9 protein-coding genes are annotated in these 15,563 nt (G+C 67.5%); 6 read left to right on the top strand and 3 right to left on the bottom strand.

Annotated elements, in window-relative coordinates; translation table 11 throughout:
- The first annotated feature begins 192 nt into the window (after positions 1-192).
- From C3B71_RS13720 to C3B71_RS13700, 5 genes are all read left to right on the top strand, one after another.
- Positions 193-3,123 carry a CshA/CshB family fibrillar adhesin-related protein gene (locus C3B71_RS13720; protein ID WP_234416290.1) on the top strand — a complete coding sequence of 977 codons (2,931 nt, stop codon included), beginning with the start codon at positions 193-195 and terminating at the stop codon, positions 3,121-3,123.
- A gap of 67 nt (positions 3,124-3,190) precedes the next feature.
- On the top strand, positions 3,191-4,771 hold the full coding sequence (locus C3B71_RS13715; RefSeq protein ID WP_108968814.1) for a SpaH/EbpB family LPXTG-anchored major pilin: 1,581 nt from the start codon (positions 3,191-3,193) through the stop codon (positions 4,769-4,771).
- Positions 4,772-4,974: 203 nt separating this feature from the next.
- On the top strand, positions 4,975-5,913 hold the full coding sequence (locus C3B71_RS13710) for a class C sortase (protein ID WP_234416289.1): 939 nt from the start codon (positions 4,975-4,977) through the stop codon (positions 5,911-5,913).
- Positions 5,876-6,901 (top strand): phosphatase PAP2 family protein, encoded by a 1,026-nt coding sequence (locus C3B71_RS13705; protein ID WP_108968812.1) that lies wholly within the window; start codon positions 5,876-5,878, stop codon positions 6,899-6,901. Before C3B71_RS13710 ends, C3B71_RS13705 begins: the two co-directional genes overlap by 38 nt.
- Positions 6,902-6,955: 54 nt before the next feature.
- On the top strand, positions 6,956-7,471 hold the full coding sequence (locus C3B71_RS13700) for a PH domain-containing protein (RefSeq protein ID WP_108968810.1): 516 nt from the start codon (positions 6,956-6,958) through the stop codon (positions 7,469-7,471).
- Positions 7,472-8,175: 704 nt separating this feature from the next.
- Here C3B71_RS13700 and C3B71_RS13695 read toward each other — a convergent pair.
- Positions 8,176-9,780 (bottom strand): sensor histidine kinase, encoded by a 1,605-nt coding sequence (locus C3B71_RS13695; protein WP_234416287.1) that lies wholly within the window; start codon positions 9,778-9,780, stop codon positions 8,176-8,178.
- Between the two features lie 168 nt (positions 9,781-9,948).
- Positions 9,949-10,680 (bottom strand): response regulator transcription factor, encoded by a 732-nt coding sequence (locus tag C3B71_RS13690; protein WP_073328799.1) that lies wholly within the window; start codon positions 10,678-10,680, stop codon positions 9,949-9,951.
- A gap of 230 nt (positions 10,681-10,910) precedes the next feature.
- Between C3B71_RS13690 and topA the strand changes: the two genes are divergently transcribed.
- Entirely contained in the window at positions 10,911-13,811 is a 2,901-nt protein-coding gene (gene topA, locus C3B71_RS13685) for a type I DNA topoisomerase (protein WP_108968808.1), read from the top strand.
- Positions 13,812-13,914: 103 nt separating this feature from the next.
- Here the strand turns inward: topA and C3B71_RS13680 are convergent, their stop codons facing one another.
- On the bottom strand, positions 13,915-14,667 hold the full coding sequence (locus C3B71_RS13680) for a CPBP family intramembrane glutamic endopeptidase (protein ID WP_108968806.1): 753 nt from the start codon (positions 14,665-14,667) through the stop codon (positions 13,915-13,917).
- Between the last annotated feature and the right edge of the window lie 896 nt (positions 14,668-15,563).

Below are 15,563 nucleotides of genomic sequence, written 5' to 3'. Positions count from 1 at the left end.
TATGCCACAGGTTTGGCACAGCTCAGTTCGCTTGCCCTAAGCGCCTCCAAAGGGCGCTAAGGTCGGGCCAGCAATCAATCAGATCCTGCGTCTTGTGCGTTACGCAGACGGCGCTCCGCCGTCCCGAACCCATGGAGTTTTGTGGCTCTTCCCTCGCCACCTAGTGTTTTCAAGGAGCTGTCAGTGAAGCACATGCTGCGCCATGCTCAACGTGACGGTACCCGCTGCGCGCGGCGCTATCGTCCCGCGCTATCGGGGCTTACTGCGCTCTTCCTTGCAGCTTCCCTCGCTGTGTGTTACCTAGTAGCTCCTGCTGCGCAGGCGGTCTATGCCGCGCCTGATGGAGGGTCTGGCCGCTTCGAGTCCGTCATCGACTGGATCGATTGGACCGAGGCCTCAAACGTCAACGTTGACAACAATGGTCGAATGATCCTTCCCGATGGAGTGAACTCCACGGTCTGGTCCACTCCATCGCGGATCGGTGACGGCCTGTGGCGATCAAGCCAATGCAGCATTAGCGAGGTCGAGACTCACTACGAGGTCACCCACGAGGGTGTAACCGAGACCTACGATGCCGGCCTTGTGGTCGGTTACGATACGGGGTCCTGGATCGGCGACGGCATGGCTCGTCTTTACAACGACTCGACACGATACGACAATGGCGTCGAGATCGACCCGAATTATGGCGTTCCCGGGATCTCATATCGGAATGTCAATGTGCGTTCGGGCCTTCCTATCGGCATCGCCAACGCCCAGGGTGGCCGTTACAACGAGTCTGCGAACGCGTACTTCAAGATTCAGTGCAAGACCTACATCGTAGAATCCGCCGTCCAGCCGACGAAGTCGGAGATCGCGGACCTGCCCAAAACGGAGCTTCCCATGGAGGGCTTCGTCTACGCCGACGCAGAGGGGTCGAACTGGAAGAGCGGACAGTACGAGTCGGAGACGGTCGCCCCGATCCCGATGGACGGCTATGGGGCCTCCGATGTGAAGTGGCGCTACCTTGAAACCGCTCGCTCCCAGGGATGCACGGTGCACTCCTGGGTCGGTCAACGTGACTTCCCCTATCCGACTGGCGTGAAGAACGGCTTCCAGTTGCGTCCTGCCACCGCCTCAGGCGGCGAGGCCTCCGAGTGCGCGACACGGACCACGGGTAGTCCGTCCAATTACGAGGGCTACGGCCCCTCCTCGATACTCTTCATGGAGAAGGCCAATGGTGGCTATGTCGAGCTCAAAGGCGGTGGGGTCTCCGCCATCGCCTTCGGCGTCGTAACCTACTTGGACTACGGAGACGCGCCCGAGAGCTACGGCAGCGCCGCCTCTCTTTTCCAGCCCAACTGGGAACGAGGCGAGCTGGGAGAGGATATTGCTCCCAGCCCCGCCCCCGTCGGGGCCGAGGGAACCTGGTATGACCTCAGCGCCGCTCAGGAAGCCGGACAGGCCGTCCGGGTGAGCGCGCCCGACATCCGCTTGGGCAATTTCACCGACCCGGACATCTTCCAGTACTACTCGGAGAATGCCGACCTTGATGACCGCTACGACTCGAACGTCGACTTCAGTCCGCCCGATGACGAGGACGCGTTGTCAATCGACCCGACGGCTCCGGTCGGCTCTGACAACTGGGACGGTATCATCCGCACCGCCCCAGGTCTTGAGTGGACGAAGCACGACATCATCTGCCATGGCGAGGGCAATATCGTCGGATGGATCGATTGGAACCACAACGGTACTTTCGACGACGCCGAGGCATCCGCACCCACGGTGTGCCCAGCTTCCGGACGGGCTTCCCTGACATGGACTGTGCCCTCAGACGTTGTCCGAAGCGTCGATGGAGAAACGGGGAGTGCGTTCTCCACCTTCATGCGCCTGCGTATCACGGGAGACAGGAATCCGGATGGTTCCCTCGTTGTCCCGCGGGCCACCGGTGTGACCCTATCCGGTGAGGTTGAGGATTACGGGAAGATCACCGTGATGGTTCCCACCCTCGAACTTATCAAAACGGTGGATAACGCTTATGCCTCAGAGCAGGTGCCCGGCTTGTCAGCCGAGCAGTGGACTGTTGGCGCGAACGGAACGGTCGCCCTGTCCGGGCAGGGGAGTACGGGCGGGCCACGGGCCGTCGACCAGGGGTCGATGACCCTGTATGAGAGCTCGGATGACCCCCAGGCCGTCGGATACCAGGCGGGTCAGTGGGAATGCACCGAGACACCGGGAACCGACTCGGAGACGTACTCCTCGACTGTCAGTGAATCGACCGACGGAGAGGCGACACTGACTGTCAGGAACCAAGACCGCGTCACCTGTACGATTGCCAACACCACCAAGCCCGGTACCTTGACGTGGAACAAGGTGGAAGTCGATGGTTCCACCGCCATCGGCGGGTCGCAGTGGACCCTGTCCGGGCCGGGCGTTCCGGACGGCACGGTGATCACGGACTGCGTCGGTGCTTGTGCGGCCGGTGCTTATACGGATCAGGATCCAGCGGCCGGGGCTTTCAGCCTTACCGGACTTCGCTGGGGCGACTATGCGATTGAGGAGGCGGTTGCGCCTGCGGGGTACAGACCCGTTACCGGCTCCTTCGCCTTCACTAGGATCGAGGGTTCGTCCGTGGAAGGAGCCTTGATCGAGGCGGAAGGCGTTGTGAACGGTGGCGTGGTCAATGAGCGTCTAACCGGCTCGGTGAGTTGGACGAAGACCGATGCGGACAATGGCGAGCCTCTGGCAGGAGCCGCCTGGGGGCTGACCGGACCGGAGGTGCCCGAGGGCACGGTGGTCGACGACTGTGTCGCCGAACCCTGCACACCCGGTGCCTACAGGGACGAGGACCCGGCTGCGGGTTCCTTCAAAGTAGGCGGCCTGGTCTGGAGCGAAGAGAGCTACGTCCTGACCGAGGTGGCTGCGCCGGCCGGATACCAGATGGATGCCACTCCACACGCGTTCGTCATTACGACCGACAGCCTCGACTACGCGTTCGCCGAGCCCTTTGAGAACTCCAAGACTTCCGTTCCGTCCCTCCCCCTTACCGGTGGCCTCGGCTCCGACTGGTTCCTGATCGGTGGCGGGGTCCTGGCCCTGGTCGCTCTGATTGTAGGAATTGTGAGGAGGCGGCGCGCGCAAGCCTGACCAGTAATCACATCATCCAATCGCATCCGCGCGGCCCGCCGCGCACGAACAAAGGACACTCGACCCCATGAGAACCACTTCCCACGGTCTCGGCAGCCGCGCGGCCGCGGCCCTCGGCATGATGGCGCTTGCCGCAACCGGCTTGAGCCTTGCCGCGACGGCGCAGGCCGCCGACCTGGCCAACATCGATACCGGGGCGACCGGATCGATCCTGATCCACAAGCACGAGGCAGGCTCGCAGAGCGCTAACGGAACGCCTGATGGTCAGACCACAACCGGTGGCGACCCCGTTGAGGGAGTCGTCTTCACGGCCTATCGGATTACCAACCTGGACCTGACCACTCAGGCCGCCTGGGACGGCCTGGCCGACGTCGCGGTTCCCGCGGACGCTTGCGGCTCCGATAACCGTTCGCCGCAGCTGGGTAGCTACACCTTCGATACGGGTACGGCGAGCGCCGCGACCGATGCGAGCGGCGAGACCAGCATCAACCCGTTGCCGGTGGCGGCATATCTGGTGTGCGAGACCAGTGCGCCCAGCACAGTGAAGACCGCTGCCGCGCCGTTCCTCGTGACCATTCCCTTCCCGAACAACGCGGCCAACACCGCCAGCGCGGACGGGAACTGGTTGTATGACGTGAACGTCTATCCGAAGAACGTCGTCGTCGAGGCTCCCACCAAGGGTGTGAACGTGACCGCAAATGGTCTGAACACCGATGATCAGGTCTCCTTCCCGGTGACTGCGAAGGTTCCGAGCATTGCCGACACTGACTCGTTCAAGTACTTCGTGGTCTCCGATCCGCTGGACTCCAGCCTGTCCGATGGGAACGTGGCGTCGGTGAAGCTCAACGGCTCGGACGTTGACGCGTCCTACTACACGGTGACAACGGGGCAGACGGTGTCGGTCGGCTTCAACCGGGCCGGTCTGGCCTATCTGAAGACCCAGCCGAACGCGCAGATTGAGGTTGTTTTTACGGCCAAGACCGGGACCGTGCCCTCTGGCGGGATCATTGAGAACACGGCGACGCTGTACGTAGACACCACTCCGGGTGACACTCCGGATGAACCGCCGGTGACTCCCCCGGACGAGCCGGGCACGCCTACCAACAAGGTGGTCACCTCGTGGGGCGACGCGCGCGTGTCCAAGGTCGACGCGGACAACAGCAAGGCCCTCCAGGGCGCTACATTCCAGGTCTACAACGCCGCAGACCCCTACGCGACCTCATGCGACAACGCCGTCAAGGTCGGCGATCCGATCGCGGTCAACGGGGCGACTGAGTTCGCCTCCGACGGGGATGGGCTGGTGTTCATCGCGGGTCTGTTCGTTGACCAGAAGGCCGGTGCCGCCACGGATGACTCGGTTGCGCCCGAGCACACCCAGCGCTGCTATGTGCTGGTCGAGACCGCTGCTCCCGCCGGATACGTACTGCCCTCCGACGCGGACACGCCGCTGACTGTCACGGCCGGGGTCACCGCGGCCGCTGACTACGACCTGTCTGTGCCCAACACCAAGCAGAATGTGCCTCAGCTGCCGCTTACGGGTGCCAACGGTGCGCTGTTGATGATGCTGCTCGGCGTGGCCTTCGTGATGATCGGCGTCGGCAGGGCATTCGTGTCACGCTCGAAGAAGCCGGCAGCATCGCAGGACTGAACCCGCTGATTGACATCGCGCATTAGGCCCGGACGACTGATCGTCTGAGCCGTGCGGCGTGGCGGGGAGGACATACGGCCTCCCCGCCACGCCGCGTGCCTGTCACTGACTTCGGGAGAGGAGGATCCTTGTCAACCAGACCCCGGCGCTCCCACCAGGTCGGTGATGGTGGCGACCGATGGCGCTTGTCGTGTCCGGCTTTGGTGTCTGCCCTGTTGGCGCTGGCCGGCATGTTGCTGTTCGCCTACCCGACCGTCGCCGCCTGGGTCACCCAGTACAACCAGTCCAAGATCATCACCACCTACGCCTCCGACGTCGACTCCGCCGACCCGGACGCCGCCACCCAGCTCGCCCAGGCGCATGCTTACAACGACGCCCTTTCCGTCGGCGCGGTGCTGGAGGCCAACACCAACGTCCCCACCGGCGTCGGCGAGGGCGGGGACGACACCCTCGACTACGACTCGATCCTGGACGCCAACGGCGCCGGGCTCATGGCCCGGCTGCGCATCCCCGCTATCAACCTGGACCTGCCCGTCTACCACGGAACCTCGGATGAAACCCTACTTGAGGGGCTGGGGCACCTCGAGGGCACCTCTCTGCCCGTGGGCGGAGAGGGCACCCGCGCGGTGATCACCGGTCACCGCGGTCTGGCGGACGCCCGCATGTTCACCGACCTGAACCAGGTGGAGGTCGGTGACACCTTCGTCATCGAGGTGTTCGGGGAAGTACTCACCTATCGGGTGTTCGACACCAAGGTCGTCGAGCCCGACGAGACCGAGGCGCTGCGCGCCGAGCAGGGGCGCGACCTGGTCACCCTGGTCACCTGCACACCACTGGGCATCAACACCCACCGCATCCTGGTCACCGGGGAGCGCGTCTACCCCACCCCGCAGGAGGACCTGGACGCCGCCGGCGATCCCCCCACGGTGCCCTCGTTCCCCTGGTGGGCGGTGGGTCTGGCGGCAGGCTTCGTCCTGGTGGGTCTGTACGTGTGGCGCTCCGGCTACCCGCCTCGCAAGCGCGGCACGCGCACCCGCACCGCCACGCCGGCCGCGACGCCGGACTCCGACTCCACCCAGCCGCAGGTCGTATCATCCGGGCCCAATGACGTCTCGCAACAATTCCCTGACGCAACTTCCTGACCCCGGGCGGCGCGCACAGCGGCGCTCGCGCCTGCTGGCGGGCGTGCTCGCCGTCGTCTGTATGGTCGGCGTGGCGCTCACCTGGTGGCTGCTGGTGGTGCACCTGACCGGGCAGGCCATGGAGCAGGCGGCTCTGGACGGCTCCCGCATCGGCGCCCACTTCGTGTCCGACCACGCCCGCAACCTGCTGCACGTGGTGTCCCTGCCGGCCGCAATCGGCCTGGTGCTCGTGGTGCTGGTCGGTGCCCGGTGGCGCGGCAGCCGCCGGCGGGCACTGTGGGCTGCGGGCGCCGTCGTCGCCATCAACATCTCCACCCAGGTGTTGAAGTACTTGATCCTGTGGCGCCCGGACTACGGGCTGTTCCGAAAATTCGGCGGCATGAACACCCTGCCCTCGGGGCATACCGCGGTGGCCGCATCCGCTGCCGTCGCCCTCATCCTGGTCACCGGCCCACGGTGGCGCGGGGCTGCGGCCTGGGCGGGAGCGGTGCTGGCCGCCGCCATGGGCTACTCCACTCTGGTGTGCCAGTGGCATCGTCCCGGTGACGTTATCGCCGCCCTGCTGCTGGCCACCTTCTGGGGCGCGGTGGCGATCGCCTGCGGCGCCTGGGCGGATGAGACGGGGCCCGCCGACTCCGAGCCTGCCGGCCCAGCGCCTGCGACGCCGCCAACGCCCGCCGAGGCGGAGGGCGGCGCCGCAGCGGGTGAGCTGCCGCCGGCGCGCTTGTCGTCCGCCGCCGTGCTGGGCGGGCTCGGGATCCTTGCGGGTGCAGCGGCCCTGATGCTGGAGGTGCTCACCTGGCGGGGCGTCGTCGACGCCGGTGGAGCCGGTGCGGTCGCCGCCGCGCAGCTCAGCCGCACCGCCGTCTTCATCGCCTATGCGGCGGGTGCCGTCGGCACGGTTGCGGTGGCCGGCATGGGCATGGCGGCGCTGGCCCTGCTCACGCCGCGCGGCGTCGACCAGGCGGGGCCAGCTGCCCGCGCGTAAGCCGGCGATGCCGGCAATGCGGCGCGAGCTCTAGCCGGGTGGCACACTGGGGGCATGGCTCTACCCCAGAAGCTGCTCAGCAAGGACGAGATCGTCGTGCGCCATATGCGCACCCACCCCAAGATCCTGCTGTGGCGCTCCCTCGTGGTGATCGCGCTACTGGCCGTAGGCGTGGTCGCCTCCATTCTGTTCCCGGATGCCAACTGGCGCACCGGTGCCGTCATCGCCGTGTGGGTGTTGGTCGTCATTGCGGCCATGCCGGCCTTCGTGGTGCCCTGGCTGCGCTGGATGACCACGACGTACACGGTCACCTCCAAGCGTGTGATCACCCGCTCCGGCATTATCAACAAGACCGGCCACGACCTGCCGCTGTCACGCATCTCCGACGTCCAGCAGGAGCGGACCATCACCGACCGCATGTTCGGCTGCGGCAGCCTCTCCCTGCAGACCAGCGCGGATGAGCCCCTGGTGCTGGTCGATGTGCCCGACGTGGAGATGGTGCAGGTGGAGATCTCCAACCTGCTCTTCCACGACGTCGAGGGCGCCGTCAACGCCGACCCCGACGACTGAGCGGTCGCCGACCTTTCGATGCGCGGCGCCGACGGGGCGGCTGGGACGTGTCTTGTACACGAGTTTCCCGCAAGGACACGAGTTTTGGAGGTTTGCGGGTGCGGGGCACGTGCAAAGCTCTAAAACTCGTGTTCGTGACGCGAACGCGTGTTCGTGGCTAATCGTCGCCGAGAACGCATGAACCGTTAGCGCACCTGACGAATCGTTGTTCTGCCTGATGAGCCGTCGGCGCGCAGGTCGCCACGAGCGTGGACCACGCGGGAAACGCGCCTCATCGCGAGGAGGGTCTCTGGGACTGCAAGGGCTGGGCTGGACGATCCAGCTAGAGGACCGAGGCGCGCCGGTCTAAGGCACCTCATCCACGCCGATAGCCCCGGTCGAAAACGCCTCATCCACGCCGATAGCCCCGGGGTGGCAGTGGCGCTCACGCCCCTATGTACTGCACGACCTCGGGCCGCGTTCCACGACCTTGGTGTGTGTTGCACGACCACCCCGGGGTCGTGCAATGCCCACGAGGGTCGTGCAGTGTCACCCAGGGTCGTGCAAAACACCGGCCCGAACGTCGCCGGGCTAAACACGAGCTCTCGGCGTGAACGCGGTGTTTGAGACTGGACTTTTGGCCGGTGTGGTGTTGGAAAGTCGGCGTGGTGTGCTTTTCGGTGCTTATCGGTGCCGAACTTTCCGCCGGATTTGGGTCGTCCGCGTCAGGCGGCGTCCGCGGATGCCGGGGCCGCCGGCAGGATCACGGTGAAGGTGGTGCCGTGGTCGTCGGTGCCAGTGCGGGAGTCCACGCTGAGGGTCCCGTGGTGGGACTGCACGATCGCCAGGGCGATGCTCATGCCCAGACCGGTGGAGCCGGTGCGCCGCTCGCGCGAGGCGTCCCCGCGGGCGAAGCGTTCGAACAGACGGTCGCGCACCGCGGGGTCGATGCCCGGGCCGTCGTCGGCGACGGCGATTGCCAGCGTCCCGTCCTCGCCCCGGGACAGGGTCGTGGTCACCCGACTGCCCGCCGGAGTGTGCACGCGGGCATTGGCCAGCAGATTGACCATCACCTGCCGCAGCCGCGCCTCGTCGCCCACTACCAGCGTCGGCTCGGGCACGAACTCCTCCGCCGCCTCGTCGCTCAGCCCGGCGGGAGGCTCGAGCACCGCCAGATTCAACTCCCAGGTGTGGTCGGGGCCCGCGGCCCGGGCGTCCGCGACCGCATCCACGACGATCTCCACCAGGTCGACCTCCCCGTGCTCCAACTCGCGGCCCGCGTCCAGGCGTGCCAGCAGCAGCAGGTCCTCCACCAGCGCCGTCATCCGCACCGATTCCGAGTGCACCCGCTCCAGGGCGTGCACGGCATCCTCCGGCAGTACGGCGTCGGCGCCGCTGCGCTTGATCAACTCGGTGTAACCCCGGATGGAGGCCAACGGTGTACGCAGCTCGTGGGAGGCGTCGGCGACGAACTGGCGCACCTGCGTCTCGCTGCGCTGCCGGGCGGTGAGGGCGTCGTCGACGTGCCCGAGCAGGGTGTTCAGGGCATTGCCGACCTGGCCGATTTCCTGCGAGGAGGCGATGTCGGCGGCGGAGACTCGCTCCCGGATGCTCACCTCCCCGCGGGACAGCGGCTGGGAGGCGACCTGTTCGGCCGTGTCCGCCACGCGCTCCAGCGGTGCCAGCGAGGTGCGCACCATGGCCCGGCCCGTGACGGCGGCGATCAGGGCTCCGGCCAGCGCCATCCCCAGTTGAGCCAGCAGCTGGGTGCGGATGAGTTTCTCATCGGCGGCGGTCGACAGGCCGGTGATCACCACGTCTCCGCTGGCGGAGTCCTCGGTGGCGAGCACCCGGTAGTTGCCCAGGGAATCAATCGACACCGTCACCGGCTCGCCGGTGACCTCCAGCGCGAGCAGGGCCTCGCACTCCGCGTCGGTCAGGGTGCGGTAGTTGCCGTCGTCGTCGATGTATCCGGCCTTCACCGTGGAGACGGCCGATCCGGAGTCATCGGCGCCATCGCGCGCTCCGGAGGCGATAACCGTCAGGGTGCCGGTGGACTGTCCGACGGCGTCCAGGCCGATGGGCACATCGCCCTTCGGTGCGGCGGGCGGGGCGGCGCCGTCAGTGGGCGGTGCCACGTCGGCCCCGGGCCGGGTGGTGTCCTGGCCCGAGTCCGAGCTCTGGCTCCCGGCCAGGCCGACGCCGGCGGGGTTGGCGTCCTGACGCCGGGCGGCGGCGCGATCGGAGGCGGCCGTCAGCTGTTCATCGAGCCGGTCCACCAGCGACTGGCGCAGCATCAGTGTGGACAGGGCCCCGATGCCGGCCGCCATGACCAGCACGATGCCGATCACGCCGACGACGAGCCGAGTTCGCAGGCTGCGTGGTGTTGGACGCACGCGCCCGAGGCTAGCCGAGCGCCTTGTGGGGCCGCGAGCCGTGCCGCCGGGTTCCCGCCGCCGGTGTCCGCCGGCCATGAGCTGCATCGGTGCCTGCCGGGGCTACTGGGCGACGGCGGGTTTGAGCACGTAGCCGACCCCGCGCATGGTGTGGATCATGGGCTCGCGGCCCTTGTCGATCTTGCGGCGCAGGTAGGAGATGTACAGCTCCACGATGTTGGCCTGCCCCCCGAAGTCGTAGTTCCACACGCGATCCAGGATCTGCGGCTTGGACAGCACTCGGCGGGGGTTGCGCATCAGGTAGCGCAGCAGTTCGAACTCGGTGGCGGTCAGGTGGATCTCGTCCTCGCCGCGCCACACCTCGTGGGAGTCCTCGTCCATGCGCAGGTCGCCCACCTCCAGCACGTTCGCGGGCTTCTCCGCGCTGGCACCGGAACGCCGCAGTAGGGCGCGCAGCCGGGCGACGACCTCCTCCAGGGAGAAGGGCTTGGTCACGTAGTCGTCGCCGCCGGCGGTGAGCCCCGCAACCCGGTCCTCGACGGCGTCCTTGGCGGTGAGGAACAGCACGGGGACGTTGGGCTGGTGACCGTGAATGCGGTGCATGACCTCCATGCCGTCGAAGTCGGGCAGCATGATGTCCAGCACGATGACGTCGGGGGTGAGCTCCTGGGCGAGGCGCACCGCGGCCCGGCCGGTGCCGGCGGTGGTCACTTCCCAGCCCTCGTAGCGCAGTGCAGAGGCGAGCAGATCGGCGAGGGTCTGCTCGTCGTCGACCACCAGAACGCGTATGGGGGAGCCGTCAGGTCGGGTGAGAGATTCGGCGGGGGTGCTCATGCGGCTCATTGAACACGTCTAGTCTGTGGTGCAGCTGTGAATCCAGGGGTGGACGGCGGCGGGGCGGGGCGGAATCCTGTCGGACAGGTGCGCTACAGTCACGCTCGCAGCCTCAAGCCGCCGTCTTCACCCCTCCGGCGCGCCCGGGCGGCACCGCACCGGTCTACCGCGGTCCGCTGGGGCCACGCCGCTGAAACGCCGTAAAACCGAAGCACTCGAAGAAGGTCTCCGTGTCCAAGAAACTCGTCATCGTCGAGTCCCCCAACAAGGTCCGCTCCATCGCCGGCTACCTGGGCAAGGACTTCGACGTCGAGGCCTCGGTCGGCCATATCCGCGACCTCGCCCAGCCCTCCGAGTTGCCGGCCGCCGAGAAGAAGGGCCCCTACGGCAAGTTCGCCGTCGACGTGACCGACGGCTTCAAGCCCTACTACGTGGTCAACCCGGACAAGAAGAAGACCGTCACGCAGCTGCGCAAGGCGCTCAAGGACGCCGATGAGCTCTACCTGGCCACCGATGACGACCGCGAGGGGGAGGCCATCGCCTGGCACCTGCTGGAGGTTCTCAAGCCCAAGGTACCGGTGAGGCGCATGACCTTCACCGAGATCACCAAGGAGGCGGTCACCCGCGCTCTGGACCACACCCGCGACCTGGACACCCACCGGGTGGACGCGCAGGAGACTCGCCGCATCCTGGACCGGCTGGTCGGCTACGAGGTCAGCCCGGTGCTGTGGCGCAAGGTTCGCGCGGGGCTGTCCGCCGGGCGCGTGCAGTCCGTGGCCACCCGGCTGGTGGTGGAGCGTGAGCGTGAGCGCATGGCCTTCAAGGCGGCCGGTTACTGGGGTGTGGAGGCGCAGCTGTCCACCGACCTCGCCGCCGGCAGCTCGCTGCGCCCCGCGGCCGCGGCGGACACCGCCTTCACCGCCCGCCTGACCGCACTGGACGGGCGGCGCGTGGCCACCGGACGCGACTTCACCGACGCCGGGGCGCTGCGTCCCGCCGCCGTGAAGGCCGGCACCGTGCACCTGCACGAGGGGGCCGCGCGTGCCGTCGCCGAGGCCGTTACCCGGGCGGTGCCGCGCGTGGCCGAGGTGGAGGAGAAGCCCTACCGGCGGCGCCCGGCCGCGCCCTTCACCACCTCCACGCTGCAGCAGGAGGCGAGCCGCAAGCTTCGCATGAACCCGCGCGAGACCATGCGGGTGGCGCAGGCCCTGTACGAGAACGGCTTCATCACCTACATGCGTACCGACTCCACGGTGCTGTCCGGGCAGGCGGTCGCCGCCGCTCGCGGCCAGGTGGCCGAGCTGTACGGCGCGGAGTATGTGGCGCCCAAGCCGCGCGTGTACGCCACCAAGACCAAGGGCGCCCAGGAGGCGCACGAGGCGATCCGTCCCGCCGGCGACCACTTCCGCACCCCCGCGCAGGTGTCCGGGCGGCTCACCGGCGCTCAGTTCCGCCTCTACGAGCTGATCTGGCGGCGCACCGTCGCCTCCCAGATGGCCGACGCCACCGGTTCCACGGCCACGGTGCGGGTGGACGTGCCCCTGCGTCCCGCCGACGGCGGCTCCCGTGACTCGGGCATCACCTTCAACACGGCCGGGTTCACCGCCTCGGGCACCGTCATCACCTTCCGCGGCTTCCTGGCCGCCTACGAGGAGGGGCGCGACGCCGAGCGCTACGAGTCCGAGACCGCCCCCGCGGTGACGGACGGGGCTGCGCCGACGGCGTCGGGCAGCGGCTCCGCCTCGGGTGCCGGCGCGGGCGCCGCTGCCGGCCGGGACCGGGATGTGCGCCTGCCCGCCATGATCGCCGGCCAGGAGCTGGTGGCGCTCACGGCCGAGGCCGCCGGGCATGAGACCACGCCGCCGCCCCGCTACACGGAGGCCTCCCTGGTTAAGGCGCTGGAGGAGCGGGAGATCGGCCGCCCCTCCACCTATGCCTCCATCATGTCCACCATCTCCGACCGCGGCTATGTGGAACACCGCGGCCAGGCGCTGGTGCCCACCTGGCTGGCCTTCGCCGTCACCCGCCTACTGGAGGAGAACTTCAGCGAGCTGGTCGACTACGACTTCACCGCCTCCATGGAGGCAGACCTGGACCGCATCGCCGCCGGCGAAGAGGACCGGGTCGACTGGCTCACCCACTTCTACTACGGCCCCCAGGGGCAGGCGGGTGCGGCGGGAACCGCCCCCACCGCCGAGGACGGGCTGGGCCTGAAGGCCATGGTGGACGGCCTGGGGGAGATCGACGCCCGCGCCGTCAACTCCATAGACATCGGCGAGGGCATCACCCTGCGCGTGGGCCGCTACGGCCCCTACCTGGAGAACGCCGAGGGCAAGCGCGCGAACGTCCCCGGTGACCTGGCGCCCGACGAGCTGACGGTGGCCAAGGCGCGCGAGTTGTTCACCCGTGCCGCCGACGACGGCCGCGAGCTGGGCACGGACCCGTCCACCGGCCACACCATCGTCGTCAAGGACGGCCGCTACGGCCCCTACGTCACCGAGATCCTGCCCGAGCCGGAGCCGGCCGCGGACGAGACCGCGGAGGCGCAGGGCGCCGCGGCGTCGAAGTCGGCCGGGAAGGGCTCGGCACGCCGGTCCCGGAAGGGCCCCAAGCCGCGCACCGCCTCGCTGCTGAAGTCAATGGACCTGGCCACCGTGACCCTGGAGCAGGCCCTCGACCTGCTGAGCCTGCCACGGGTGGTGGGGCAAGACGCCGACGGCGTGGACATCACCGCGCAGAACGGCCGCTACGGGCCCTACCTGAAGCGGGGCACGGACTCGCGCTCCCTGGAGAGCGAGGAGCAGTTGTTCACGGTGACGTTGGAGCAGGCGCTGGAGCTGTTCGCCCAGCCCAAGCGGCGCCGCGGCCAGGCGGCCTCCCGGGCGCCGCTGCGCGAGCTCGGCACCGACCCGGACACCGGCCGGCCCGTGGTGATCAAGGACGGCCGCTTCGGCCCCTACTTCACCGATGGGGAGACGAATGTGACGCTGCGCCGCGACGATGATCCGGCCACCGTCACCCCCGAGCGCGCCTACGAGCTGCTGGCGGAGAAGCGCGCCAAGGGTCCCGCCAAGAAGCGCACCACCCGCAAGACCACGGCGAAGAAGACCACCGCCAAGAAGTCCCGCTGATGTCCGTCCTCCGTCGTCTAGGAGCGTGGTGTCGTGGAGGGGCAACCGCGCCCTCGAGCAGAGTTTCGCCGGTGTGTGGACGGCCGCGGCCAGTGAGACGTGATCATGCGTTCTGAGCGGACGAGAGCCTCTCTTGCTGCCATCGTTTGGTGAGGAGTACGACTACGATGACGAACTCTGCAATGTTCAGTACCGTGATGACGCCGCTGAACACTGGAATCTTCGTAACTGCTCCACTGAAGATAAGGTAGTCCCACAGGAAGTGTGAGGCGATCATGAGGCCGATGCTCTTGGTGTAGTCATACATCAGGGCATAGAACAGTCCAGCGATGAAGGTGGTCACCAGCTGCAGCAGCATGTTCGGGAAGGGCAGTCCGGCGAGCACGTTCACCGAGTGAAGCAGGCTGAACACCACCGCGGAGCCGAGTAGCGCGCCTCGAATCTGCGTTCCCTGGGGCTCCTGGAGCAGGCCGACGTACAGCACCCGGCGGAACATCATTTCCTCAGCGAATCCGATGAGCACAGTGGCGACCAATGGGGTTGCAAATGCGGGTGTCAGTTCGCCGTGAGTTGCCCAGTAGTACAGGGCCATGCCTACGAGGGGAATGAATACGACTAGGAACGCAGGGTAGCGTCTCGGACCGTCGGGGGGTGTGAGCCGATTCCGCAGGGCTAGGAAGCTGCCCAGCGCCCATAGCGCCAGCAGGGAGATGAACGGCAGCAGCGTCTTCACGAAGGCGGCATCGTTGTAGCCGACGTTGAGGACGCGGTAGATCAAGAGGTTCGAGACCCCCATCCCCGCGATGTAGATGATGGTGCATGCGAGCGCGAGTCGCGCCGTCTTGGTTGTTGGCATGTCGTCTCCTCGTCGGAACTGGTGCTTCCGACTAGATCGGATGGAGCCCTTTTGGGGCGTGATGTACTCCGAGCACAATTCGGTTTGTGCATCTGTGCGAACTGTATAGTTACAAGCGCGTAGGCTATCGCGAATCTAGGGCTCTCGCGGCTCTTCCGGTTTGTGGGTGTGGTGGGTGGTGGGTGTTGCCGGCCTGGTGGGCTGGGTGCTGGCGGTGTGTGCCCGGGCGCCCCGCCGTGGGGCGGAATGTCCGAATTCGGCACTAAGGCCGTCGCCGACCGCTGGAGCCGATTTGGAATCCGCATGATTCCAACGTTCTGCCCATGGCCGCGGGCCGCGTCGGAGTCGTTTGTGCCGATCCTGGACACTTTGTGCCGCCACGCGCGGGACTCGACGCCGACGGCGGTTCGTGGGCAGACAGGCTCCCCGCGTGCCCGAGGCCGCCCCCGGAATCCGACACCACGACCCCCTGGGGGCCGGAAAAGCCGGCTTGGGTCCGTTTGGGACTCTCAAGGCGTTGCCGTACTCGACGGAGACCGGCACAGCTGGCTCGGGTCCGCCCGGGGCTTGGGTCCTGCTCGCGCCCGGTGCGCTGGTTGGCGGCGGTGTGGCCGGTCGGGACCGGCGCCCGCACCTTTCCCTGGCCTCTACTTGGACCGCGTTCCTCCAGTTGGACCGCATAATCGCAGTTGGACCGCCTGAGACAGCGTCTAGGGCGGTCCAAGTGCAGCCCGGCGGTCCAAGTAGAGCCTGGCGGTCCAAGTGCAGCCTGGCGGTCCAAGCAGACACGGGTCAGTCGACCCAACCGCAAGCAACCACACACCGCAGACACCACCGCAGTCCCCACCACACACCCTCAAACCCGGAGTGCTCCAAGTCTCCGTGGGCGCGGCTGT

It is taken from the genome of Actinomyces sp. Z16 (assembly GCF_003111765.1).
Lineage (GTDB): Bacteria > Actinomycetota > Actinomycetes > Actinomycetales > Actinomycetaceae > Actinomyces > Actinomyces glycerinitolerans.
This window is presented reverse-complemented; position numbering and strand designations above follow the sequence as displayed.